23 protein-coding genes are annotated in these 23,371 nt (G+C 73.3%); 12 read left to right on the top strand and 11 right to left on the bottom strand.

The features are described 5' to 3' along the window. Positions 1 to 174: 174 nt before the first annotated feature. The gene (locus RHODO2019_RS19335) at positions 175 to 333 is read right to left on the bottom strand and encodes a hypothetical protein (protein WP_265381722.1); all 159 of its coding nucleotides are present in this window, start codon (positions 331 to 333) and stop codon (positions 175 to 177) included. Between the two features lie 69 nt (positions 334 to 402). Here RHODO2019_RS19335 and fgd point away from each other — a divergent pair, with 69 nt between their 5' ends. From fgd to RHODO2019_RS10310, 5 genes are read left to right on the top strand one after another with little or no spacing between them, the layout of a single operon-like run. Continuing rightward, a complete protein-coding gene (fgd, locus tag RHODO2019_RS10330) occupies positions 403 to 1,404 on the top strand; it encodes a glucose-6-phosphate dehydrogenase (coenzyme-F420) (protein ID WP_265381721.1) in 1,002 nt (333 codons plus the stop codon). A gap of 24 nt (positions 1,405 to 1,428) precedes the next feature. Beyond that, positions 1,429 to 1,752 carry a putative quinol monooxygenase gene (locus RHODO2019_RS10325; RefSeq protein ID WP_265381720.1) on the top strand — a complete coding sequence of 108 codons (324 nt, stop codon included), beginning with the start codon at positions 1,429 to 1,431 and terminating at the stop codon, positions 1,750 to 1,752. A gap of 27 nt (positions 1,753 to 1,779) precedes the next feature. Continuing rightward, entirely contained in the window at positions 1,780 to 2,484 is a 705-nt protein-coding gene (locus RHODO2019_RS10320; protein ID WP_265381719.1) for an SOS response-associated peptidase, read from the top strand. A 28-nt stretch (positions 2,485 to 2,512) separates the two neighbouring features. Beyond that, positions 2,513 to 2,692 (top strand): hypothetical protein, encoded by a 180-nt coding sequence (locus tag RHODO2019_RS10315; protein WP_265381718.1) that lies wholly within the window; start codon positions 2,513 to 2,515, stop codon positions 2,690 to 2,692. A gap of 2 nt (positions 2,693 to 2,694) precedes the next feature. Beyond that, positions 2,695 to 3,384, top strand: coding sequence for a helical backbone metal receptor (locus RHODO2019_RS10310; protein ID WP_265381717.1), 690 nt, complete (start codon positions 2,695 to 2,697; stop codon positions 3,382 to 3,384). On the opposite strand, the gene RHODO2019_RS10305 is transcribed toward RHODO2019_RS10310, so the two are convergent. The 4 genes from RHODO2019_RS10305 to panB all read right to left on the bottom strand — a co-directional run bounded on the left by RHODO2019_RS10305 (position 3,381) and on the right by panB (position 7,834). Continuing rightward, positions 3,381 to 4,388, bottom strand: a complete 1,008-nt coding sequence (locus RHODO2019_RS10305) for an alpha/beta fold hydrolase (protein ID WP_265381716.1) — start codon at positions 4,386 to 4,388, stop codon at positions 3,381 to 3,383. The two genes, RHODO2019_RS10310 and RHODO2019_RS10305, sit on opposite strands and share 4 nt — an antisense overlap. A gap of 17 nt (positions 4,389 to 4,405) precedes the next feature. After that, a complete protein-coding gene (locus RHODO2019_RS10300; RefSeq protein ID WP_265381715.1) occupies positions 4,406 to 5,605 on the bottom strand; it encodes a fatty acid desaturase family protein in 1,200 nt (399 codons plus the stop codon). A gap of 60 nt (positions 5,606 to 5,665) precedes the next feature. Further along, on the bottom strand, positions 5,666 to 6,688 hold the full coding sequence (locus tag RHODO2019_RS10295) for a ferredoxin reductase (protein WP_290428901.1): 1,023 nt from the start codon (positions 6,686 to 6,688) through the stop codon (positions 5,666 to 5,668). Positions 6,689 to 6,988: 300 nt separating this feature from the next. Further along, entirely contained in the window at positions 6,989 to 7,834 is an 846-nt protein-coding gene (gene panB / locus RHODO2019_RS10290) for a 3-methyl-2-oxobutanoate hydroxymethyltransferase (protein ID WP_265381713.1), read from the bottom strand. 105 nt (positions 7,835 to 7,939) lie between these two features. Here panB and RHODO2019_RS10285 point away from each other — a divergent pair, with 105 nt between their 5' ends. From RHODO2019_RS10285 to RHODO2019_RS10260, 6 genes are read left to right on the top strand one after another with little or no spacing between them, the layout of a single operon-like run. After that, on the top strand, positions 7,940 to 8,401 hold the full coding sequence (locus RHODO2019_RS10285; protein WP_265381712.1) for a mycothiol transferase: 462 nt from the start codon (positions 7,940 to 7,942) through the stop codon (positions 8,399 to 8,401). Further along, positions 8,323 to 9,927, top strand: coding sequence for an alpha/beta hydrolase (locus RHODO2019_RS10280; protein ID WP_265381711.1), 1,605 nt, complete (start codon positions 8,323 to 8,325; stop codon positions 9,925 to 9,927). The genes RHODO2019_RS10285 and RHODO2019_RS10280 overlap by 79 nt, the downstream gene beginning before the upstream one ends. A 52-nt stretch (positions 9,928 to 9,979) precedes the next feature. Further along, positions 9,980 to 11,320, top strand: a complete 1,341-nt coding sequence (glnA, locus tag RHODO2019_RS10275; protein ID WP_265381710.1) for a type I glutamate--ammonia ligase — start codon at positions 9,980 to 9,982, stop codon at positions 11,318 to 11,320. 30 nt (positions 11,321 to 11,350) lie between these two features. Continuing rightward, positions 11,351 to 12,853 carry a phytoene desaturase family protein gene (locus tag RHODO2019_RS10270; RefSeq protein WP_265381709.1) on the top strand — a complete coding sequence of 501 codons (1,503 nt, stop codon included), beginning with the start codon at positions 11,351 to 11,353 and terminating at the stop codon, positions 12,851 to 12,853. 9 nt (positions 12,854 to 12,862) lie between these two features. Beyond that, entirely contained in the window at positions 12,863 to 13,630 is a 768-nt protein-coding gene (locus RHODO2019_RS10265) for a type 1 glutamine amidotransferase (RefSeq protein WP_265381708.1), read from the top strand. After that, positions 13,627 to 16,614, top strand: coding sequence for a bifunctional [glutamine synthetase] adenylyltransferase/[glutamine synthetase]-adenylyl-L-tyrosine phosphorylase (locus RHODO2019_RS10260; protein ID WP_265381707.1), 2,988 nt, complete (start codon positions 13,627 to 13,629; stop codon positions 16,612 to 16,614). Before RHODO2019_RS10265 ends, RHODO2019_RS10260 begins: the two co-directional genes overlap by 4 nt. Before the next feature lie 36 nt (positions 16,615 to 16,650). On the opposite strand, the gene RHODO2019_RS10255 is transcribed toward RHODO2019_RS10260, so the two are convergent. The 3 genes from RHODO2019_RS10255 to glnA (RHODO2019_RS10245) all read right to left on the bottom strand — a co-directional run bounded on the left by RHODO2019_RS10255 (position 16,651) and on the right by glnA (RHODO2019_RS10245) (position 20,455). Beyond that, the gene (locus RHODO2019_RS10255) at positions 16,651 to 18,657 is read right to left on the bottom strand and encodes a DHA2 family efflux MFS transporter permease subunit (RefSeq protein WP_265381706.1); all 2,007 of its coding nucleotides are present in this window, start codon (positions 18,655 to 18,657) and stop codon (positions 16,651 to 16,653) included. Positions 18,658 to 18,727: 70 nt separating this feature from the next. After that, entirely contained in the window at positions 18,728 to 18,877 is a 150-nt protein-coding gene (locus tag RHODO2019_RS10250; RefSeq protein WP_265381705.1) for a hypothetical protein, read from the bottom strand. A 138-nt stretch (positions 18,878 to 19,015) separates the two neighbouring features. After that, the gene (gene glnA / locus RHODO2019_RS10245) at positions 19,016 to 20,455 is read right to left on the bottom strand and encodes a type I glutamate--ammonia ligase (RefSeq protein ID WP_435532110.1); all 1,440 of its coding nucleotides are present in this window, start codon (positions 20,453 to 20,455) and stop codon (positions 19,016 to 19,018) included. 190 nt (positions 20,456 to 20,645) lie between these two features. On the opposite strand from glnA (RHODO2019_RS10245), the gene RHODO2019_RS10240 reads away from it, so the two are divergent. After that, positions 20,646 to 21,110 (top strand): RDD family protein, encoded by a 465-nt coding sequence (locus tag RHODO2019_RS10240; protein WP_265381704.1) that lies wholly within the window; start codon positions 20,646 to 20,648, stop codon positions 21,108 to 21,110. Here the strand turns inward: RHODO2019_RS10240 and RHODO2019_RS10235 are convergent. The 3 genes from RHODO2019_RS10235 to lipA are packed head-to-tail and all read right to left on the bottom strand — an operon-like array spanning position 21,107 to position 23,342. Next, positions 21,107 to 21,544, bottom strand: a complete 438-nt coding sequence (locus RHODO2019_RS10235) for a GNAT family N-acetyltransferase (RefSeq protein ID WP_265381703.1) — start codon at positions 21,542 to 21,544, stop codon at positions 21,107 to 21,109. The genes RHODO2019_RS10240 and RHODO2019_RS10235 overlap by 4 nt on opposite strands. A 25-nt stretch (positions 21,545 to 21,569) precedes the next feature. Next, entirely contained in the window at positions 21,570 to 22,307 is a 738-nt protein-coding gene (locus RHODO2019_RS10230; RefSeq protein ID WP_265381702.1) for a DUF4191 domain-containing protein, read from the bottom strand. Between the two features lie 18 nt (positions 22,308 to 22,325). Next, positions 22,326 to 23,342, bottom strand: coding sequence for a lipoyl synthase (gene lipA, locus RHODO2019_RS10225; RefSeq protein ID WP_265381701.1), 1,017 nt, complete (start codon positions 23,340 to 23,342; stop codon positions 22,326 to 22,328). Between the last annotated feature and the right edge of the window lie 29 nt (positions 23,343 to 23,371).

Genomic DNA, 23,371 nt, shown 5'->3' with positions numbered 1-23,371 from the left:
GCTCACACCCCGGGCTCGACCGACCGGACCACCCGCGCCGGGTTGCCACGGCCGCCACGTCGGCCGGCGGGTCCCGGGTCACGACCGCGCCCGAGCCCGAGCCCGAGCCCGAGCCCACGACGGTGTGGTCACCGATCGTCACGCCCGGCAGCACGATCGCGCCACCGCCGATCCTCACGTTGTCCCCGATGGAGATCGGCCGGGCAACCTCCCACCCCTGTCGGCGGGGCTCCACAGCACCGGGTGCGCGGGGGTGAGCAGCTGGGCCCGGTAGAGCTCGCCGGCCTCCATCCGCTCACGCATGGTCCTGGTGTCGCTGGGGTCCGTGCTCACGCGGTCGAGGGGAGGCACGGGTGCCGTGGCGCTGTCGTCGATGAGCTCCGAGCCTGCTTGACTGGGCCCATGACGCTGACCCTGGGCTACAAGGCCTCCGCGGAGCAGTTCACCCCGCGCGACCTGGTCGAGTTCTCCGTGCTGGCCGAGGAGGTGGGCCTGGACAGCGTGGTCGTCAGCGACCACTTCCAGCCGTGGCGGCACACCGGGGGGCACGCCCCGTTCTCGCTGGCCTGGATGGCGGCGGTGGGGGAGCGCACGTCGCGGGTGCAGCTGGGCACCAGCGTGCTGACCGCGACGTTCCGCTACAACCCCGCGGTGGTCGCGCAGGCGTTCGCGACCATGGCCTGCCTGTACCCCGAGCGGGTGATGCTCGGCCTGGGCACGGGTGAGGCGCTGAACGAGACGGCCGTCACCGGCGCCGAGTGGCCGGACTTCAAGGGCCGCTTCGGCCGGATGCGCGAGGCCGTGCGCCTCATGCGACAGCTGTGGACCGAGGACGAGGTCACCTTCGACGGCGAGTTCTACCGGACCGTCGCCGCCACCGTCTACGACAAGCCGGAGACCCCGGTCCCGGTGTACATCGCGGCCGGTGGACCGGTGGTCGCGAAGTACGCGGGTCGGGCCGGTGACGGCTTCATCTGCACCTCCGGCAAGGGCATGGACCTCTACACCGGGAAGCTGCTGCCGGCCGTCGCCGAGGGGGCGGCCGCTGCGGGTCGCGACGTCGCGGGCATCGACAAGATGATCGAGATCAAGCTGTCCTACGACCGCGACCCCGAGCGGGCCAAGGAGAACTGCCGGTTCTGGGCGCCGTTGTCGCTGACCCCGGAGCAGAAGCACTCCGTGGACTCCGCGGTGGAGATGGAGCGCTTGGCCGACGAGCTGCCCATCGAGCAGGTCACCAGCCGGTGGATCGTGGCCTCGAGCCCCGAGCAGGTCCTCGAGCAGGTGCGGCCCTACGTCGACGCCGGGCTCAACCACCTCGTCTTCCACGGCCCCGGCCACGACCAGCGCCGGTTCCTGACCCAGCTCTCCGAGGACGTCCTGCCCGTCCTGCGCACCCTGTAGCCCCGACCACCCCAGGAGACCCTCGTGATCCTCATCGTCGTCAAGTTCCCCGTCCGCCCCGAGCGCGCCGAGGCGTGGCTGGACCTCGTCGCGGAGTTCACCCGTGACGTCCGGGCCGAGGAGGGCAACCTGTTCTTCGAGTGGTCCCGCAGCGTGGACGAGCCGAGCACGTTCGTCCTCGTCGAGGGCTTCGCGTCCCAGGAGGCGGGCGAGGCGCACGTGGCCACCGACCACTTCCAGAAGGCGATCGCGTGGATGGGCGCCGAGGTCACGGCCAAGCCCGCCATCATCTACACCGACGCCCCGCAGGAGGGCTGGAACGAGATGGGCGAGGTCACACCCCGCTGAGGATCGACGGCACCGAGGAGGGCACCCATGTGTGGCCGGTACGCGAGCACGGCGACCGACGCCGACCTGCTCGACCTGTTCTCCGTGGTGGAGGCGGTGGGCGACGAGCTGCCGGTCTCGTACAACGTCGCCCCCACCCAGACGGTGCGCACGGTGCTCGAGCGCGTCCCGCGCGGTGCCCGGGACGCGGCGCCGGTGCGCCAGCTTCGCAGCGCCCGCTGGGGCCTGGTGCCGTCGTGGGCCAAGGACCTCACGGGCGGCGCGCGGCTGATCAACGCTCGTAGCGAGACCGTCACGGAGAAGCCGTCGTTCAAGGCCGCCGCCGCCCGGCGCCGCTGCCTGGTCCCGGCGGCCGGCTACTTCGAGTGGGAGCCGCGGGACGGGGTCAAGGTCCCGCACTTCCTGCACGGCGACGGGGTGCTGGCCTTCGCGGGGCTCTACGAGCTGTGGCGCCCGCGGGCCGTCGACGGCGAGGAGCCGGGGGAGTGGGTGTGGTCGGTGACCGTGCTGACCACCACGGCCGCGGACACCCTGGGCCACATCCACGACCGGAGCCCCGTGGTGCTGCCGCCGGAGCTGCAGGGTGCCTGGCTCGACCCGGCCACCACCGACCCTGCGCGGGTGCGCGCACTCCTGGAGGCCGTCCCGGAGCCGCAGCTCACCCCGCGCGAGGTGGGTCGCGCTGTCGGCAACGTCCGCAACGACACCCCGGACCTGCTCGACCCGGTGTGAGGCGGTCTCGGTGGGGCACACTGCTCGGATGAGCGACGGCGACTGGTACTTCTGCACGGCTGACGGCTCGGTGCGCCAGGGCAAGGAGTCCCGTGGTCTCGACCGCCTCGGGCCCTACCCGGACGAGGCCACCGCCCGCAACGCCCTCGAGATCGTGAAGGCCCGCAACGCCTCGGCCGACGAGCAGGACCGCGACTGGAACCGCTGAGCGTGCGACTGGTCAGCCTCGTCCCGTCGCTGACGGAGAGCGTGGCGCACACCGGGTTCCTGGTCGGCGCCACCGACTACTGCGTGCACCCCGAGGGCCTGGACGTGGCGCGGGTCGGCGGCTCGAAGTACCCCGACGTCGCAGCGGTGCTCGCGTGCGAGCCGGACCTCGTGCTCGCCAACGTCGAGGAGAACCGCGAGCAGGACGTGGCCGCGATCGCCGCCGCAGGGGTCCGGGTGCACGTCACCGCCGCCCCGGAGACGGTGCCCGACGCCCTGGCCGTGCTGCGCGAGGTGTTCGTCGTGCTGGACCTCCCCGTTCCGAGGTGGCTGCCCGAGGCGGAGCAGCTGTGGGCCGACGTGCCCGCCGAGCGGGTGCGGGCCGTGGTCCCGGTGTGGCGCCGGCCGTGGGTCGTGCTCGGGCGCGACACGTTCTCCGGGGACGTGCTGCGCCGGCTCGGGGTCGGCAACGTGTTCGACACCGACCCGGAGCGCTACCCGCGCCCGCCCCTGGACCAGCTGCAGGACGCCCGGCTCGTGGTGCTGCCCGACGAGCCGTACCGGTTCACCGCCGACGACGGGCCGGAGGCGTTCCCCGGGACGCCGAGCGCCCTGGTCTCCGGCCGTCACCTCACGTGGTGGGGTCCGTCGCTGCTGGAGGCGCACGGGCTGCTGCGGGCCCAGCTCGCCTAGGACAGCTCCAGCAGGTGCCGGATCTCGGCGTCCGCCGCCGCCGGGGCCTCGACGGTCGACATGTGTCCGACGCCCGGCAGCTCGACGAGCCGCTCCAGGTGGCCGTGCTCGCGGAGGGTGGCTGCCAGCGCGCGGGCCTGCGGCGGCGGCGTCAACCGGTCCGCCGTGCCCACGAGGACGGTGGTCGGCACGGTGAGCGAGGCGACGGCCGCGCGCAGGTCCAGGGTGCGCAGGGTGTCGCCCCACCCGGATCGCACGCGGGGCGGGCAGTCCAGCACGATCTGCTCGCAGAAGCTGACCTGGTCCTCGGTGGCCGACGGCGAGAGCGCCGCGTACCGGATCAGCCGGTGGCTCAGCGGGGACGGCGCGAGCACCGGCGTTGGTGCGGTGAGCACGGCCCTGCCGATGGCCGTGAGCAGGCGTGGGTGGCCGGTGGGCAGGCGGAACAGCATCGACCCCGCCACGAGGCCGTCCACCGCGGTGCTCGCGAGCAGGGCGGCACCGACCCGCCGGCGCACCTGCTCGGGGTGGCGCCCCGCCCAGGCCACCACGCTCATCGCGCCCATGCTGTGGCCGACGAGAACCGCCCGCCGTCCCGGCGCCAGGGTCGCCTCCAGCACCGCCGCGAGGTCCTCGGCCAGCGTGTCGGGGCTCAACCGGCCCGACCAGGCCTCGCTGCGACCGTGCCCGCGCTGGTCGTAGGTGATGACGCGGTGGGCGCCGGCGAAGGCGTGCACCTGCGGGTTCCAGTACTGGGTGGAGCACGTCCAGCCGTGGGACAGGACCAGGGCGGGGGCGTCGACCGGGCCGTGCAGCTCCACGTGCAGGTCGGTGCCGTCGGCGGAGGTGACGGTGCGGACCTCGGGGGCGGTGACGGGTGGGCGGAGCAGGGGGTCGGCGAGGTCGACGCCGAGTCGCGGGGTGGGCCGCAGGCGCCGGGACACCGCCACCGCCACCGTGCCGACCACCAGTCCGGTCGCGGCGAGGGTGGCGGTGGTGGGCACGGGAACGATCCTGCCCGTCACGCGGCCACGATCGAGCGCCAGCCGCCCCTGGCGCGCCGGGCGGCGGTCTCGGCGATGCGCTGTCGTGCGCTGGTTCCCCGCTCGGACCCGGTCTCCGGTGCGTTGTCCGCGCTCGCGCGCAGGAAGCGGTCGGGCAGGGAGAGCTTCCAGATGGTGCGCTGCGCCTTGAGGAGCTGGGCCCACAGCGGGCCCGTGGTGTAGGGCAGCTCGTACTTCTCGCACAGCGCGCGGACGGGCACGGACATCTCCGCGTAGCGGTTGCTGGGCAGGTCCGGGAACAGGTGGTGCTCGATCTGGTAGCAGAGGTTGCCGGCGAGGAAGGCCATCACCAGGCCGGCGGTGAAGTTGGCCGAGCCCAGCATCTGGCGCAGGTACCACTCCGGTGGCGTCTCGCCCTCGAGCTCGGCCTCGGTGAACTTCTCGGCGCCGTCGGGGAAGTGGCCGCAGAAGATCACGCCGTAGGACCACAGGTTGCGCACGAGGTTGGCCGTCGCGTTGGCGGTGATGGTCGACAGGAACGCGGGGCCGGTGAGCAGCGGGAAGACCACGTAGTCCTTGGTCAGCTGGCGCGCGATCTTGCGACCGACGACCTTGGCCTGCGCCGCCGTCCCGGCGAGGCTCTTCTCGCCCTTGCGGATGGCCTCGACGTCGAGGTCGTGCAGGGCCACGCCGTACTGGAAGAACGCCGCCAGCGCCGCGTTGTAGACGGGCTGGCCGAGGTTGGCCGGGCTCCACGGCTGGTCGCGGGTCATCCGCAGGATGCCGTAGCCGACGTCCTTGTCCTTGCCGACGACGTTGGTGTACTTGTGGTGGACGTAGTTGTGGGAGTGCTTCCAGTGCTCGGACGGGCACGCGGTGTCCCACTCCCAGGCGCTGGAGTGGATCTCGGGGTCGTTCATCCAGTCCCACTGGCCGTGGATGACGTTGTGGCCGAGCTCCATGTTCTCGATGATCTTGGCGGCCCCGAGCATGGCCGTGCCCGCGACCCAGGCCGGCGGGAACGCGCTGGCGAACAGCGTGACCCGGCCCGCGGCGGCGAGGCCCCGCTGCAGCTGGATGGCCTTGCGGATGTAGGCGGCGTCCTTGGCCCCCCGGGACTCCTCGACGTCGCGGCGGATCGCGTCGAGCTCGCGGCCCAGCGCCTCCACATCGGCCTCGGTGAGGTGGGCGAACTCCTTGATGTCGGTGATGGCCACGGCGTCTCCTGAGGGTGTCGGGGTGGTCGGTGTCGGGTGGTCGGTCTCGCGCGGTGCAGGTCAGAGGTCCAGCGTGCAGTCGCCGGCCGCGGCCGAGATGCACGTCTGGATCCGGTCGCCCACGGCGTGCTGGACGCCGGAGCGCAGGTCGCGGACGTTGCCGGCCAGCAGCGGCACCACGCAGCTCTGGCAGATCCCCATCCGGCAGCCGAAGGGCATCTGCACGCCGACGGACTCGCCCGCGTCGAGCAGGGTCGTCGCCCCGTCGGCGGTGACGGTGCGCTCCGTGCGGGCGAAGGTGACCTCGCCGCCCTCGCCACCGGCCCCGGCGAGCTCCACGGAGAAGCGCTCGAGGTGGAGCGCGCCGGGGATCCCACGGGCCTTCCACAGCCGCTCGGCACCGTCGAGCATGGCGGGCGGACCGCACGCCCAGGTCTCGCGCTCGGCCCAGTCGGCGCACGGGCCGCCGAGCTCGTCCATGGACAGGATGCCGTCGGTCTCGGTCAGCTGGGTGTGCATGCGCAGCGTCGGGTGCTTCCGCACCAGGGCGGCGAGCTCCTCGGCGAACAGCACGTCGGACGCGGTGGGTGCGGAGTGCACGAGGGTGACGTCGGGCATGGTGCCGCGGCGGTCCAGGGTGCGCAGCATCGCCATGACGGGGGTGATGCCGCTGCCGGCGGTGAGGAACAGGATCGCGGCCGGTGGCGGTTCGGGGAGGGTGAAGTCCCCGCGCGGGGCGGCCAGGCGCACCACGGTGCCGGGAGCGAGCCCGTTCACCAGGTGCCCGGAGAGGAACCCCTCGGGCATGGCCTTGACCGTGATCGCGATGTGGCCCTGCTCGGCCTCGGGGGCGGAGGTCAGCGAGTAGGACCGCCAGTGCCAGCGGCCGTCGAGCTGCGTCCCGATGCCGACGTACTGTCCGGCGCGGTAGTCGAAGGAGAAGCCCCAGCCCGGCTTGATCACCAGCGTGGCGGCGTTCTCCGTCTCGCGGACGACCTTGACGACCCGGCCCCGCAGCTCCCGCGCGGACCAGAGTGGGTTGAGCAGGTGCAGGTAGTCGTCGGGCAGCAGCGGCGTGGTCATGCGGCTGGCGGCGCTGCGCACGGCGTCGCCGATCGGGGTGCGGACGAGCTGTCTGACCACGGTCGGGCTCCTCCTCGTGCGGTGGGCCCCGTGCGACGGTGCGCAGGGCTCCTACCGGGGAGAACGAGCGGCTCTCCCGGCGGCGACGGTGTTCAGTGCACACGTGTCCTCTGAGTTTCGCAAGCGGTCTGTGGTGGCGCTCACGAGCAGGGCCCCTCGAACGCCAAGTGCGGGCTCGTGGCGCGCATTCGGGAGGGAATGACGACCAGTAGCCCGCACTTGGCGAGAAGGGGGGGAGGGTCAGAAGGAGTGCTCGGGGCCGGGGAAGGCGCCCCGGCGGACCTCGTCGGCGTAGTCGGTGGCCGCGCGGCGCAGCTCACCGCCGACGTCGGCGAACCGCTTGACGAACTTCGCGGCCTTGCCCTGGCTCAGCCCGGCCATGTCCTGCCACACCAGCACCTGGCCGTCGCACTCCACGCCGGCCCCGATCCCGATGGTGGGGATGGTGAGCTTGTGGGTGACCTGCGCGGCGAGCTCGGCCGGCACCATCTCCATCACGACGCTGAACGCGCCCGCGTCCTGCACGGCCTCGGCGTCGAGCACGAGCCTCTCCGCCCCGTCGCCGCGACCCTGGACGCGGAAACCGCCCAGGTTGTTCACGCTCTGCGGGGTGAAGCCGATGTGCGCCATGACGGGGATGCCCGCCGCCGTCAGCGCCCGGATCTGCGGGGCGACGCGCTCTCCGCCCTCCAGCTTCACGGCGTGCGCGAGACCCTCCTTGAGGAAGCGCACCGCGGTGGCCACGGCCTGCTCGGGGCTGACCTCGTAGGTGCCGAAGGGCAGGTCGGCGACGACCAGGGCGTGCGGAGCGCCGCGGACGACGCCGCGCACGAGGGGCAGCAGCTCGTCGACCGTGACCGGGACGGTGGTGTCGTACCCGTAGACGACGTTCGCCGCGGAGTCACCCACCAGCAGCACGGGGATGCCGGCGTCGTCGAAGATGCGGGCGGTGGAGTAGTCGTAGGCGGTGAGCATCGCCCACTTCTCGCCGGCGTTCTTCTTCGCGAGCAGGTGGTGGGTGCGGGTCTTCGGTCGCGGCGCCGGTGCGGTCTCGGGTGCGCTCCCGTAGGGGGCTGACTCGGACATCGTCGTCCGTCCTTTCCTCGAGGCCCTCGTCGGGTCCCCGGGACGTGGGGGTGTGACGGGAGGAGCGTGCCACTTCTGCCGGAGCGCGGCGATACCGTGCGCGGCATGTCACAGCAGATCGTGGAACGGGTCCCGCCGCCCCTGGTGGCGGACGAGACGACGATGCTGGCGGCCTGGCTGGACTACCACCGGGAGACGCTGGCGCAGAAGGTCTCCGGCGTTGGTCCGGTACGCATCCGGGAGGCGGCCGTCGCACCGTCGACGCTGTCGCTGCTCGGCCTGGTGCGGCACATGGCCGACAACGAGCGCTACTGGTTCCGCGAGGTCGTCGCCGGGGAGCGGGTGCAGGAGTACTGGGCCGTCGACGACGACGGGGACGAGGACCTGCTCGGGGCCCACCCCGGCGCACGCTCGCTACGACGGCCTGCCGCAGACCGGCCGGGCCGCCGTGACGCCCTCCTGACGGGCCCCCGTGGGAGCATCGGCCCATGCGACAGTGCCGTGCCGACGCCCTTCTCGTCGCAGGCGCCGCGCTGCTCGTGCTCGCCGCGTGCTCGAGCTCGGTGACGGGATCGGCCACCGCGGACGGCAGCAGCCCGGGCGGGGACACCGCTGCGACGGCAGGGGGCGCCGCCACCGGGACCGTGCCCGCCGGCCTGGCGTCGTTCTACTCCCAGTCGATCACCTGGGGGCCGTGCGACAGCTACGCCACCACCGCCGACGACACGAGCCTGTACGCCGACAAGGACTTCGACTGCGCCCGCATCTCCGTCCCCCTCGACTACGCGGCCCCCACGGGGACGTCGATCTCGGTGGCCGTGCTGCGGATCAGGGCCAGTGGCGACCACATCGGCTCCCTGCTGGTGGACCCGGGCGGGCCGGGCGGCTCGGGGATGAGCCTGGCCGCGAACCTGAAGTCCACGGTGGCCGGCACCCCGCTCGGCGAGCGCTTCGACCTCGTCGGGTTCGACCCCCGGGGCATCGGGTCCTCCGAGCCCGCGGTGGACTGCGTCACCGACGCGGAGGCGGACGCCGAGCGCCAGGACCTCGACGTCGACACCTCCCCGTCGGGCATCGCGGCGACCGAGTCCGAGGAGAAGGGCTACGCCGCGAAGTGCGCCACCCGGGTGGGCACCGACGTGCTCGCCCACGTGGGCACCGTGGACGCCGCCCAGGACATGGACGTGCTGCGGTCGGTGCTCGGCGACGAGAAGCTGTCCTACCTCGGCTTCTCCTACGGCACCAGCCTGGGCACCGCCTACGCCGAGAAGTTCCCCGCGAACGTCCGCGCGCTGGTCCTCGACGGTGCGCTCGACCCGTCGGCCGACCCGGTCGAGACCCTGGTCCGCCAGGGCAAGGGCTTCCAGGGTGCCTTCGACGCCTTCGCCGCCGACTGCGCCACGAAGGCCAGCTGCCCGCTGGGGACCGATCCAGCCGGGGCCTCGGCCGCGTTCCAGGCCCTCGTGCGCCCGCTCATCGACGCCTCGGCCCGCACCGACGACCCCCGCGGACTGAGCTACGACGACGCGGTCACGGGCACCATCCAGGCGCTGTACTCCCAGCAGCTCTGGCCGCCGCTGACCCAGGGACTCACCCAGCTGCGGGGTGGGCGCGGGGACACGCTGCTGGCGCTGGCCGACCTCTACGAGGGTCGCGACGCGAACGGGAAGTACTCCAACGAGCAGGACGGCTTCAACGCGGTGCGCTGCGTCGACGCCCCGGCCACCACGGACCGCACGGTGGTCGACACCGCCGAGACCCGCTACCGGCAGGCCGCGCCCTTCCTCGACGACGGCCGTGGCTCGGGCAACGCCCCCCTCGACGTCTGCGCGTTCTGGCCCGTGCCCCCCTCGGGTGCCCCGCACACGCCGGTCGTCACCGGGCTGCCCCAGGTGGTCGTCATCTCCACCACGGGAGACCCGGCCACGCCGTACCAGGCCGGTGTGCAGCTGGCGACGCAGCTGGGTGCCCGCCTGGTCACCTACCGGGGCGACCAGCACACCGTCGCGCTGAGCGGGGTCCCGTGCATCGACGACGCGGTGGACGCCTACCTCGTCGACCTCACGGTCCCCGCCGAGGGCCTCACCTGTTGATCGCGCCCGGCTGCGAAACATGGATGTAACAGGCCCTGCCTAGGGTCTCGGCATGGACCGCCAGCAGGAGTTCGTCCTCCGCACCCTGGAGGAGCGCGACATCCGCTTCGTCCGACTCTGGTTCACCGACGTCCTCGGCTTCCTGAAGTCCGTCGCCATCGCACCCGCCGAGCTCGAGGGCGCGTTCGCCGAGGGCATCGGATTCGACGGTTCGTCCATCGAGGGCTTCTCCCGGGTGAGCGAGGCCGACACGGTGGCGAAGCCGGACCCCTCCACGTTCCAGGTCCTCCCGTTCGTCGACGCCGACGGCAAGCAGCACTCCGCGCGGATGTTCTGCGACGTGGTCATGCCGGACGGCTCACCCTCCTGGGCCGACCCCCGGCACGTCCTGCGGCGCCAGCTGAACAAGGCCAACGAGATGGGCTTCAGCTGCTACGTCCACCCCGAGATCGAGTTCTTCCTGCTGCGGGACACCCCCACCGACGGCTCGGTGCCGACGCCGGCCGACTCCGGGGGCTACTTCGACCAGTCGGTCAACGACACGGCGCCGAACTTCCGCCGTCACGCCATCGACGCGCTCGAGTCGATGTCCATCTCGGTGGAGTTCAGCCACCACGAGGCCGCCCCGGGCCAGCAGGAGATCGACCTGCGCTACGCGGACGCGCTGAGCATGGCCGACAACGTGATGACCTTCCGCTACCTCGTCAAGGAGGTCGCGATCGACGAGGGTGTGCGCGCGTCGTTCATGCCCAAGCCGTTCAGCGACCAGGCCGGCTCGGCGATGCACACGCACATCAGCCTGTTCGAGGGCGACACCAACGCCTTCCACGACCCGGACGACGACAACCAGCTCTCGCCGACCGGCAAGGCCTTCATCGCCGGGATCCTGCGGCACGCGTGCGAGATCAGCGCCGTGACCAACCAGTGGGTGAACTCCTACAAGCGGCTGATCACCGGGGGGGAGGCGCCCACCGCCGTCTCCTGGGGCGCGGCCAACCGCTCCGCGCTCATCCGCGTGCCCATGTACACCCCGGGCAAGGCGTCCTCGCGGCGCGTCGAGGTGCGGACCCCCGACTCGGCCTGCAACCCCTACCTCGCGTTCGCGGTGATGCTCGCCGCGGGGCTCAAGGGCATCGCCGAGGGCTACGAGCTGCCGCCCGCCTCCGAGGACGACGTCTGGGCCCTGACGGGGTCCGAGCGCCGGGCCATGGGGTACGAGGAGCTGCCGCAGAACCTCGACCAGGCCCTGCGCATCATGGAGAGCTCCGAGCTCGTGGCCGAGGCGCTCGGCGAGCACGTCTTCGACTTCTTCCTCCGCAACAAGCGGGCCGAGTGGGACAACTACCGCCGCAACGTGACGCCCTACGAGCTTAAGACCTACCTCAGCCTGTAGCCCGTCCCGTTCGGCCCTAGGGTCGCCCAGGTGGCGCGCGTGGTGGTGGTCGGGGCCGGAGTCGGTGGTCTGGCCGTCGCGGCGCGACTGGCCTCGGACGGGCACGAGGTCACCCTCTGCGAGTCCGCCCCCACCGTCGGCGGCAAGCTGGGCACCGCCTCGGAGCAGGGCTTCACCTGGGACACCGGCCCCAGCCTGCTCACCTGGCCGCAGCTGCTCACCGACACCCTGGACGCGATCGGCGCGCCCCCGCTGCCCACCACCCGGCTGGACCCCGCGTTCACCCACCGCTTCGCCGACGGCAGCACCCTCGTGGTCCCCGACGGACCCCTCGACCGCGTGGTGGCGGCGATCAGCGAGCAGCTGGGCCCGGCCGCCGGGGCCGAGTGGGCCGCGCTGAGCGCCTACGCCGCCCGGGTGTTCGACGTCGTCGAGCAGCCGTTCCTGCGGCGACCGCTGACCCCGCTGCAGCTGCTCGCGCAGGCCACCCGGCTGCCGGCGCTGGCCACCGTCGCGCCCTGGCGCAGCCTCCGCCAGGTCGGCGAGCGCCACCTGGCCGACCCGCGGCTGCGGCAGGTGCTCGACCGCTACGCCACCTACACCGGCTCGGACCCGCGCCGGGTGCCCGCGCCCCTGGTGACCGTGCCGCACGTGGAGCAGGCGTTCGGGGCGCACCACGTGCCCGGTGGGCTGCGCCGGATCTCCGACGTGCTCGCCGCGCGGGCCCAGGAGCTCGGCGTCCACCTGCGCACGAGCACCCCGGTGGCCCACGTCGACGTCGCGGACGGTGCCGTGCGCGCGGTGGTGCTGGCCGGCGGGGAGCGGCTGCCCGCCGACGTGGTCGTGAGCGCGGTCGATGCGCGCAGCACAATCGCCCTGCTGCCGCGCCGGCACTCCGTGGCTCTGCGCGCGCGTCTGCACCGCGCGACCCCGTCGCTGTCGGGGTTCGTGCTCCTGCTGGGGGTGCGCGGGGTGCCGACCCTGGACGGGCGCCCGCTGGGCCACCACACCGTCCTGTACCCGGCCGGCTACGACGACGAGTTCGACAGCGTCTTCGGCACCCGTCGTCGTCCGCCCCGCCCGATCCCCGACCCGGCCGTCTACCTCACCTGCCCCGACGATCCCACCACCCGGCCGGACGACGACCACCGTGCGGTGTTCGTCCTGGTCAACGCCGCGCGGCACGATCCGGCGCGCGGGGTGGACTGGGACGCGCCGGGGCTGGCGCGGCGCTACGGCGACGCCGTCCTCGGGGTCGCGCAGCGGCGCGGCCTCGACCTGGGGGAAGTGGTCCTCCGGCGGGTGCGCACCCCCGCCGACCTCGAGCGCGACACCGGTGCGCCGGGCGGCAGCATCTACGGGACGTCCTCCCACGGGCCCGTCGCGGCGTTCCTGCGCGCGCCCAACCGCACCGGGGTCTGCGGTCTGTACTGCGTGGGCGGCTCGGCCCACCCGGGGGGCGGCCTGCCGCTCGTCCTCTCCAGCGCCGCCATCGTGCACGGCCTCGTCCGGGACGCCGCGACGCTGCCCTAGGCTCGGCCGGTGACCACCCTGCTGGTGCTGCAGCCCTCCGCGATCGACCCGCTCGGACCCCTCGAGGGATGGCTGACCGGCGCCGGTGCGCAGCTGCACCTCGTGCGGCCGTTCGTCGGCGACGCGGTGCCGGCCGACCTGACCGGGGTCGACGGGGTGGTGTGCCTCGGTGGGGAGATGGGCGCCGCCGACGACGCGGAGCACCCGTGGCTGCCCTCGGTGCGGGCCGTGCTGGCTGCGGCCGTCGCGCAGCGGGTGCCCGTGCTCGCGATCTGCCTCGGCGCCCAGATGCTGGCGCTGGCCTGCGGCGGCAGCGTGCGCACCATGCCCCAGGGCCCCGAGGCCGGGGTGCGCCTGGTGGCCAAGCGGGACGCCGCCGCGCAGGACCCGCTGCTCGCCGAACTCCCGTTCACGCCGGACGTGGTGCAGTTCCACTCCGACGACGTGTCGCGGCTGCCCGCGGGCGCCACGCTGCTCGCGGTGAGCCCGCACTGCACGAACCAGGCGTTCCGGGTGGGGCCCTCGGCGTGGGGGCTGCAGTTCCACATCGAGACCTCGCCGGAGGTGCTGCGCGCCTGGATGGACGACGAGCCGGCGGTGGCTGCCCTCGTCCCCCGCTCGCAGCACCCCTCCTCGGAGCGGTCCGTCGAGGTCCTCGAGCGCGCCCACGTCGACCTCGCGCAGACGTGGGAGCCCGTCGCGCGGCGCTTCGTGGGCCTGTGCGAGCACCCGCCGGCCGAGCGCCGCAACCTGCTCGTGGGGGACGGGCAGCCGTGACCCGTTCCTCCGGGCGCGCGAGCGTGCCCGGTCCTGGCCGTCTCGGCCTCGTGGAGCCCCCCGCCGGGACGTGGCTCGACGCACTGGGGTGGTGCACCGACGAGCACGGTCCGCTGCTGTGGGCGCTCTCGCGCAGCGCCGACCCGGACCTCGCGCTGCGCAACCTGGTGCGGATGGCCGAGAGCGCGGGTGAGGGCTGGGCCGAGCTCGACGAGCGGCTGCGCACCGACACGAGCCTGCGCGGGCGGCTGCTGGGGGTGCTCGGGGCCTCGGAGGCGCTCGGCGACCACCTCGTGGCCACGCCGGCGTCGTGGCGCCTGCTGACGCGCTCGGGGCCGCTGCCGACCCCGGCCGAGCTGACGGCCGGGCTGCTGGCGTCCGTCGGCGCGGAGCCCGAGCCCGGCACCGAGCTGCACCGGGCCACCACCACGGGCCCGGGTGCGACGCTGGTGCTCCGGCAGGCCTACCGGGACCAGCTGCTGCTCCTGGCGGCGTGCGACCTCGCCGCCACCGTCGAGGACGAGCCGGTGCTGCCCTACGTCGAGGTCGCGGCGCACCTGTCCGAGCTCGCGGGCGCCGCGCTCACCGCCGCCCTGGCCGTGGCGGTGGCCGAGGTGAGCCCGGACGCCCCGGTGACGGCGCGGCTCGCCGTGATCGCGATGGGCAAGTGCGGGGCGCGGGAGCTCAACTACGTCAGCGACGTCGACGTGGTGTTCGTCGCCGAGCCGGCGGAGGCCGAGGCCACCCGGCTCGCCGGCGCGGTGATGCGGATCGCGGGGGCGGCGCTGTTCGAGGTGGACGCGAACCTGCGGCCGGAGGGGCGCTCCGGGGCGCTCGTGCGCACGCTGGAGTCGCACCTGGCCTACTACCGGCGCTGGGCCAGGACGTGGGAGTTCCAGGCCCTGCTCAAGGCCCGCCCGCTCGCCGGTGACCTCGAGCTGGGCTGGCAGTACCTGCACGCCGTCGCCCCCATGGTGTGGGCGGCGAGCGAGCGCGAGGACTTCGTGCCCGAGGTCCAGCGGATGCGTCGACGGGTGGAGGACAGCGTGCCCGCCGAGATGCGGGAGCGGGAGCTCAAGCTGGGCTGGGGCGGGCTGCGCGACGTCGAGTTCGCCGTCCAGCTGCTGCAGCTGGTGCACGGGCACGACGACGACGCGCTGCACGTGGCGAGCACCGTCGACGCGCTCGGAGCCCTCAGCCACGGCGGCTACGTCGGGCGCGACGACGCCGCGAACCTCACCGCGTCCTACGAGTTCCTGCGGCTGCTCGAGCACCGGCTCCAGCTGCAGAAGCTCCGCCGCACCCACACGCTGCCCGATCCGGCCGACACCGCGGCGGTGCGCTGGCTGGCCCGGGCGGCGCACGTGCGGCCCGACGGGCACGCCGACGCGGCCGGGGTGCTGACGGCCGAGCTGCGGCGCAACACCCACCGGGTGCGGCGGCTGCACGAGAAGCTGTTCTACCGCCCGCTGCTGGACGCCGTGGCCGGTGGCGAGGGCCTCGCCCTGCACCTCAGCGAGGACTCCGCCCGCCGCCAGCTCGCCGCCCTGGGCTACCGGTCACCGGAGACGGCGCTGCAGCACCTGCGGGCGCTCACCAACGGGGCTGCTCGTCGCTACCGGGTGCAGGCCGTGCTGCTCCCGACGATGCTCGACTGGCTCAGCGGCACCCCCGACCCGGACGGTGGGCTGCTGGCCTACCGACGGTTGTCGGAGTCCCTGGGCGACGCGGCGTGGTTCCTGCGGGCCATGCGCGACGAGCCGGCGGTGGCCCAGCGGCTCATGCGGGTGCTGGGGACCTCGGTGTACGCCACCGAGCTCCTGCTGCGCGCCCCGGAGGTGGTGCGACAGCTGGGCGACACCGCGAGCGGACCGCGCCTGGTGCAGACCGGCCCGCAGGAGGTGGCCCTCGGCCTGTGCGCCAGCTCCTCCCGGCACCCGGAGCCGGAGCGGGCGGTGGCCGCCGCCCGCGGGCTGCGCCGCCACGAGCTCGCGCGGGTGGCCTCGGCGGACCTGCTCGGGATGCTCGACGTCCAGGACGTGTGCGCGGCGCTGTCCTCGGTGTGGAGCGCGGTGCTCGACGCCGCCGTGGGTGCGGTCGCGCGCGCGGTGGACGGCGGCGCTCCGGGACGGCTGGCCGTGATCGGGATGGGTCGGCTGGGAGGCGCCGAGCTCGGCTACGGCTCCGACGCGGACGTGCTGTTCGTCTGCGACCCGGCCGAGGGCGTGGCCGAGAACGACGCGGTGCGCTGGGCCACCACCGTGGCCGAGCGCGCCCGACGGCTGCTCGGAGCGGCGAGCGTGGATCCGCCGCTGGAGGTGGACACGGGTCTGCGGCCCGAGGGGCGCAGCGGTCCCATGGTGCGGACCCTGACGGCCTACGAGGCCTACTACGCGCAGTGGGCGCAGCCGTGGGAGGTCCAGGCGCTGCTGCGGGCGCGGCCGGTGGCCGGCGATCCTGGGCTGGGGGAGCGGTTCACCGCGCTGGCCGACGGGGTTCGCTACCCCGAGGGGGGCATCGGGCCCGACGCCGTGCGGGAGATCCGGCGGATCAAGGCTCGGGTGGACGCCGAGCGGCTGCCCCGCGGGGCCGACCCGGCCACCCACACCAAGCTGGGCCGGGGTGGACTGGCCGACGTGGAGTGGACGGCCCAGCTGCTGCAGCTGCGCCACGCCTGGCGGGTGCCCCAGCTGCGGACGACGTCGACGGTGGAGGCGCTGACCGCGGCCGGGGCGGCGGAGCTGCTGAGCGCCGCCGACGCGGAGACGCTGACGGAGGCGTGGCTCACCGCGACACGTGCCCGCAACGCCCTCGTGCTCGTGCGGGGGACCTCGACCGACCAGCTGCCCGCACCCGGACGCCTGCTGACCGCGGTGGCGCACGCCGCGAGCTGGCCGGGCGGCGACGGCGGCGCGTTCCTGGACCACTACTTGAAGGTCACCCGCCGGGCCCGGGCGGTGGCCGAGCGCACCTTCGGCAGCTGATCCGTCGACGGCACCGCCCGAGGTGGCGGCCGGGGATCAGGCCTCGTGGCGGCCGCGGTGCTCGCCGGCCGGTGCCGTGATGGTGCCGTGCTCCGCGGTCGTGCCGTGCGCGCGCTGGTGCTCGACGGAGGTGTCCGGCGCGGTCGTGCCCCCGAGCTCGCCGTCGGCCGAGTCCTGGTCCCGGGGGTCGCCGGGGTGTCCAGCGCCGGGATGTCCAGCGCCGTGGTGTCCAGCGCCGTGGTGTCCAGCGCTGGCGTGTCCAGCGCCGGGGTTCCCGCCGGAACCCCCGTCGCCCGCACGCCCGGCGGGTGCCCCCGGGGCGCCGCCGCCGTGGCCCTCGGTGCGGCGCGGCAGGAGCAGGGCCAGACCCATGACGACCACGAGCAGGCCGCTCATCGTCCACAGGGTGCGCTGCTGGGAGGACAGGAACGAGCGCCCGCCCACCTCCTGGCCGGCTGTGGCCAGGAGCCCGCCGGCGGTCTGGAAGGCCTGGGCGACCTCGGGCGGTGTTCCCGCGGGCACGGTCTGCGGCTCGCAGCCCGCGGGCGTGGCCGAGGGGTCCGAGGAGGCCAGGCGCTCGGCACTGCAGCGGCTGAACGTGTCGGCCAGCTGGGCCTGGGCGCCCGCCGGGAGCCCGGGGACCGCCGCGAGCTGCTGGACCAGGGCCGGACGCACCTCGGTCGCGGACTGGGGCGCGGCGTTGCCGATGAGGGTGAAGAACAGCACGCCCAGGGCGGCCAGGCCCACCGAGCCGCCGAGCTGCTGGAACGTGGGCAGCACCCCCGAGGCCGAGCCTGCGTTCTCCTGCTTGACCCCGGAGAGGATCACCGTCTGCAGCGGGGCGATGAACAGGCCGAGCCCGGCACCGGCGAGCACCAGGGGCCCGGCCAGGACCAGCCAGTGCGGGGTGGTGCCCTCCTGGCCCAGCACGAACGCGAAGATCGTGAGCGCGACGGCGAGGACGCCGGCGCCCAGCAGGAGCACGAGGCTGCCGAGCTTCTGGGCGATCTTGTTGGACGATGCCGAGAGCACCGCCGACCCCACCGCGAAGGGGAGCGTGGTCAGCCCGGAGTGCAGGGCCGTGAAGCCGAAGCCCGCCTGCAGGGTGAGCGAGACCGAGAAGAAGAACGTGATGAGCACGGAGAAGAACAGCAGCGCCATGAGGCTGCCCACGGCGAACGCCCGGTCGGTGAAGATCGACAGCTCGATGAGCGGCGAGTCGTCGCGGTCACCGCGCCGCTTCTCGTAGAGCACGAACGCTGCCAGCACCGGCACGGACGCCACCGCCATGGCCACCAGCCACAGCGGCCACCCGCGCTCGCGCCCCTCGGCGAGCGGGTAGACGAGCAGGAAGAGCCCGACCGCCGAGAGCACGACGCCCGGGACGTCGAGGCGCTGGGCCTTGTCCGAGCGGCTGTCCATCAGGTTCCGGAACCCGAACACCAGCGCGACGATCCCGATGGGGACGTTGACGAGGAAGATGGCCCGCCACTGCAGGCCCAGCACGTTCCACGAGATGAGGGCGCCACCGAGGGTGGGGCCGAGGATCGTCGCCATGCCGATGGTGGCGCCGTAGATCCCGAACACCCGGCCGCGCTGTGCGGGCGGGAAGGTGGTGGCGATGATCGCGAGGGTCTGCGCGGCCATGAAGCCGGCCGTGAAGCCCTGCAGGACCCGGGCGCCCTCGAGCTGGAGGGACGTCTGCGAGACCCCGCACAGGATGGAGGCGCCGGTGAACGAGGCCAGCGCCAGCAGGAAGACCTTGCGACGGCCGTACAGGTCGCCCAGGCGCGCGGCGGTGATGAGGGTGCAGGCGAAGGCGAGGGTGTAGGCGGTGATGACGAGCTGGAGCGAGGAGAACGACGCGCCCAGGTCGGCCGCGATGCTCGGCAGCGCGACGTTGACGATGGAGACGTCGAGGAGCTGCATGAAGACGGCGAGCAGGGTGGCCACGAGCGTCAGCCAGGCACCGGTGCTGGGGCCCGACGAGGCGCCGGCGGACTGGTCGACGTCGCGCGTGGCGGCGGGCGCGGTGCTGGTCACGTGCACACCGTAAGGCCGTGCACCGACAACAGCGCGCCAGCATCCGGGACCGCCGAGGCCGGCCCCGGGGTCAGCCCATCGCGGCCGCCACGGCGGCGGCGATGCGCAGCGAGCCGACCGCGGTGGGGTGGAAGGGGTGGGCGTCGGCCAGTCCCTGCAGGTCGGGACCGAGCCCGTCGGTGCTCTCGCCGCAGAGCAGGGTGAGCGACGGCCGCACCACCGGGTCCCCGTAGGCCTGCGCCCGGGCGGCCCGGGAGTCGCCGGGCCGGCACCCCAGGAGGCCCCGCTCGCCCGCACACGGCGGCGGCCCCGCCCCCCGTGGTGTGCGGGGGAGCGGGGCCGCCGGACGACCCGGGACTCAGCAGTCGTAGTAGAGGGCGAACTCGTACGGGTGCGGGCGCAGCCGGATGGGGTCGATCTCCCCGTTGCGCTTGATGTCGATCCAGGTCTCGATGAGGTCCGGGGTGAACACGCCGCCCGCGAGCAGGTAGTCGTGGTCGGCCTCGAGCCGGTCGATGACCTCACCGAGCGAGGCCGGGGCCTGCGGGATGTTCTTGGCCTCCTCGGGCGGCAGCTCGTAGAGGTCCTTGTCCACCGGGGCCGCCGGCTCGATCTTGTTCTTGATCCCGTCCAGGCCCGCCATGAGCTGGGCGGCGAAGGTCAGGTAGGGGTTGCCGGAGGAGTCCGGCGCGCGGAACTCCAGGCGCTTGGCCTTGGGGTTGTTGCCCGTGATCGGGATGCGGACCGCCGCGGAGCGGTTGCGCTGGGAGTACACGAGGTTGATGGGGGCCTCGTAGCCCGGCACCAGGCGGTGGTAGGAGTTCACCGTCGGGTTGGTGAAGGCCAGCAGGCTCGGGGCGTGGTGCAGGATGCCGCCGATGTAGTGCCGGGCCATGTCGGACAGGCCCGCGTACCCGGCCTCGTCGTGGAACAGCGGCTTGCCGTCCTTCCACAGCGACTGGTGGCAGTGCATGCCCGAGCCGTTGTCGCCGAACAGCGGCTTGGGCATGAACGTGACGGTCTTGCCCGCCGCCCAGGCCGTGTTCTTCACGATGTACTTGAACAGCAGCAGGTCGTCGGCCGCGCCCAGCAAGGTGTTGAACTTGTAGTTGATCTCCGCCTGGCCGCCCGAACCCACCTCGCTGTGCCCGCGCTCGAGCACGAAGCCCGCGTTCTGCAGGTTGGTCGCGATGTCGTCGCGCAGGTCGACGAAGTGGTCGTAGGGGGCGACGGGGAAGTACCCGCCCTTGTAGCGGACCTTGTAGCCGAGGTTCGGGCTGCCGTCGTCCTCGAAGGCCTTGTTCGTGTTCCACCAGCCGGCCTCGGAGTCGACCTCGTAGGACGTGCCGTTGGCGGTGGAGCCGAAGCGGACGGAGTCGAAGATGTAGAACTCCGCCTCGGCGCCGAAGAACGCGGTGTCGGCGACACCGGTGCTGACGAGGTACTCCTCGGCCTTGCGCGCGACGTTGCGGGGATCGCGGCTGTAGGACTCCTTGGTGAAGGGGTCGTGCACGAAGAAGTTGACGTTCAGGGTCTTCGCGGCGCGGAACGGGTCCAGGCGCGCGGTGGTGATGTCGGGCAGCAGCATCATGTCCGACTCGTGGATCGACTGGAAGCCGCGCACGGACGAGCCGTCGAAGGCGAGGCCGTCGTCGAACACGTCCTGCGTGAAGGCCTTGGCCGGCACGCTGAAGTGCTGCATGACCCCCGGGAGGTCGCAGAAGCGGATGTCGACGTACTCGACACCCTCGTCCGCGATGTACTTCAGGGCTTCGTCGGAATTGGTGAACACCAGCATCGACTCCTTCGTCCGGTCCTGGGCAGCGTCGGGCGCTGCGCAGTCATCGTCGGCGAACCTAGGGAGGCGGTGTTGCCCAGCCGTCACCCTGATGTTTCGACAGTGTTTCACGGGTCGCGTCCGGGCTGGTCCCGGGGCGCGACCGGACCGGTCCCGGGCCGATGCCGACGGGTGCACCTATCCTCGGGGCATGGCGAGGATGACGGGGTCGTGGCTGTCGGGTCCCGGGGCGGCACTGCCGCGGGACTCCGACGGCACGGAGGTGCGCTACCGCGGTGAGCGCCTCGGCCTCCCCCAGCACGGACCGGGCTCGATCGCGGGTACGGGCCGTCGGGTGGCCGCGATCACGGTGGACTGGTTGCTTGCCCTGGTGGTGGCGAGCGTGGTCACCGCGCCGGCCAGCCCGGGCAGCTGGGGACTGGTGGTGTGGGCCGTCGTCGGCGCGATCGCGGTGGCCGTGTTCGGCACCACGCCCGGCCAGCTCGCCCTCGGCATCGGGGTCGCTCGGGTCGACGAGACCGTCCCGGTGGGCGTGCTGCGGTCCGTCGCCCGCGTGGTGCTGGTGTTCCTCGTGGTGCCGCCGGTGATCTGGGACCTCGACGGTCGCGGCCTGCAGGACCGGGCCACCCAGACCGCCGTGATCCGCTCGCGCTAGGGCCACTGCCCGGGCCGGGCCCCGGTCGGTTCGAAGCCCAGCGAGCGGTAGAGCTTCAGTGCGCCGGCGTCCTGCGTGCGCAGCCACAGCAGGTCGGCGCCCGCCAGGGCCGCGGCGTTGGCGGCGGCACCCACCACCAGTGCACCGAGCCCGCGCCGGCGCTCGGGCCCGACGGTGACGACCCCCACGAGCTCGCTCGTGCCGTGCTCCACCTCGGTCCACCCCGCCGCCGCGAGTCCCACCGGACCCCGCACGGCGAGCACGGCCCCGCCGTGCGCGGGGACCTCGGCGCCCACCTCACCGTGCACGGCGCGCAGCAGGTCCACGTGCTCCGCGTCCGCGACCACGAGCAGCCGGACGTCGGGCGGGTGCTCCACCCGGCGGACGTCGTCGGGGTGCGCGGTCAGCACGACCACGCGGGGCAGCGCGACCACGGCGGGGTGGGCCTCCGTCGTGCGGTCAGCGACGCTTGACGCTGCGCTGCACGCTGCGCGTCTTGGCCCCCGCAGGCACGGGGCCCTTGGGCATCGCCGCCCCACCGGACCGCGAGCTGATGGCGGCGAGCCGGGAGTCGAGGGAGTCCATCCGCTTGCTGTCGATGTTGCGCGGCAGCTTGGTGAGGTGGCGCTGCAGCTTGGCCAGGGTGACCTGGCCCTCCTCGTTGCCGACCACCACGTCGTAGATGGGGGTGTCGCCGACGAGACGGGCGACCTTCTTCTTCTCCTGCGCGAGCAGGCCCTTCACCCGGGTGGGGGCACCTTCGGCGACGAGGATCACGCCGGGGCGGCCGAGCACCCGGTGCACCGCGTCGAGCTGGGTGTTGCCCGCCACGGCCTGGGTGACCCGCCAGGACCCGCGCATGTTCTCCAGCGCCCACCCGGCCGCGCCCGGCTGCCCGTCGGCCTTGGAGTAGACGCTGCGCTGCAGGCGGCGGCCGAAGATGATCACACCCAGGAGCACGCCGACGACGACGCCGAGGGGCAGCGAGTACCACTGCGCGCCGAAGAACAGGCCCAGGAGGAAGAACACGAGGGCCGTGGCGACGACGGTGCCGACCAGGATGGGGATGAGCGCCTTGTCGTCCTTGCGCTGCATCTGGAACGCCTGCCAGAACTGGGCGCGCCGTTCCTTGGACGCCGCCCGCTTGGCGGTGCGCGCCGCCTTCTTGTCCGCCTTGCTCAGCTCGACCTTCGCCATGGTTGGTGAGGATACGTCCTAGACGGACGGAGCCAGGCGCGCCAGCACCGAGCTGGCCTCCTGGGTCGCGGTACCGGCCTGGGCCAGGTGGCTCAGGTTCTCCGGCACGGTCTCGCCCCGGTGGGCCAGGGCCTGGGTGAACAACCGGCCGGCACGGTAGGAGGAGCGCACCAGGGGACCGGCCATCACCCCGGCGAAGCCGAGCTCGGTGGCGAAGTCGCTGTGCGCGACGAACTCCTCCGGCTTGACCCAGCGGTCCACCGGGTGGTGGCGGGGGCTCGGGCGCAGGTACTGGGTGATGGTGATGATCTCGCAGCCGGCGTCGTGCAGGTCGGCCAGCGCCTCACCGATCTCCTCCGGCGTCTCGCCCATGCCGAGGATGAGGTTGGACTTGGTGACGAGACCGTCCTGCCGGGCTGCGGTGATCACGTCGAGGCTGCGCTGGTAGCGGAAGGCCGGGCGGATCCGCTTGAAGATGCGCGGCACGGTCTCCACGTTGTGTGCGAGCACCTCCGGCCGGGACGCGAACACCTCGGCGAGCTGCTCGGGGACGGCGTTGAAGTCGGGGATGAGGAGCTCGACACCCGTGCCCGGGTTGAGGTCGTGGATGCGGCGCACGGTCTCCGCGTAGAGCCACGCCCCGCCGTCGTCGAGGTCGTCACGGGCCACCCCGGTCACCGTCGAGTAGCGCAGGCCCATCGCCTGGACCGACTCCGCCACCCGCCGCGGCTCGTCGCGGTCGAGCTCGTCGGGCTTGCCGGTGTCGATCTGGCAGAAGTCGCAGCGACGCGTGCACTGCTCGCCACCGATGAGGAAGGTGGCCTCACGGTCCTCCCAGCACTCGTAGATGTTGGGGCAGCCCGCCTCCTCGCACACCGTGTGCAGGCCCTCGCGCTTGACCAGGGCCTTCAGCTCGGTGAACTGCGGACCCATCTTCGCCGTGGTCTTGATCCAGCCGGGCTTGCGCTCGATCGGGGTCTCCGCGTTGCGGACCTCCAGGCGGAGGAGCTTGCGTCCTTCAGGTGCGATGGTCACTGCCGTGACTTTACGCTCCGTCCCCGGTG

This window comes from Rhodococcus antarcticus (assembly GCF_026153295.1).
Taxonomy (GTDB): domain Bacteria; phylum Actinomycetota; class Actinomycetes; order Mycobacteriales; family Mycobacteriaceae; genus Rhodococcus_D; species Rhodococcus_D antarcticus.
Note: the sequence above shows the minus strand (reverse complement) of the source record. Positions and strands in the feature narration are given on the sequence as shown.

Coding starts and splice junctions, on each gene's coding strand:
- RHODO2019_RS10230 (WP_265381702.1), bottom strand. CDS start 22,307: ATGGCGAAGGTCGAGCTGAGCAAGGCGGACAAGAAGGCGGCGCGCACC.
- RHODO2019_RS10315 (WP_265381718.1), top strand. CDS start 2,513: ATGAGCGACGGCGACTGGTACTTCTGCACGGCTGACGGCTCGGTGCGC.
- RHODO2019_RS10285 (WP_265381712.1), top strand. CDS start 7,940: ATGTCACAGCAGATCGTGGAACGGGTCCCGCCGCCCCTGGTGGCGGAC.
- RHODO2019_RS10280 (WP_265381711.1), top strand. CDS start 8,323: ATGCGACAGTGCCGTGCCGACGCCCTTCTCGTCGCAGGCGCCGCGCTG.
- panB (WP_265381713.1), bottom strand. CDS start 7,834: ATGTCCGAGTCAGCCCCCTACGGGAGCGCACCCGAGACCGCACCGGCG.
- glnA (WP_435532110.1), bottom strand. CDS start 20,455: ATGCTGGTGTTCACCAATTCCGACGAAGCCCTGAAGTACATCGCGGAC.
- RHODO2019_RS10240 (WP_265381704.1), top strand. CDS start 20,646: ATGGCGAGGATGACGGGGTCGTGGCTGTCGGGTCCCGGGGCGGCACTG.
- RHODO2019_RS10320 (WP_265381719.1), top strand. CDS start 1,780: ATGTGTGGCCGGTACGCGAGCACGGCGACCGACGCCGACCTGCTCGAC.
- glnA (WP_265381710.1), top strand. CDS start 9,980: ATGGACCGCCAGCAGGAGTTCGTCCTCCGCACCCTGGAGGAGCGCGAC.
- RHODO2019_RS10295 (WP_290428901.1), bottom strand. CDS start 6,688: ATGACCACGCCGCTGCTGCCCGACGACTACCTGCACCTGCTCAACCCA.
- fgd (WP_265381721.1), top strand. CDS start 403: ATGACGCTGACCCTGGGCTACAAGGCCTCCGCGGAGCAGTTCACCCCG.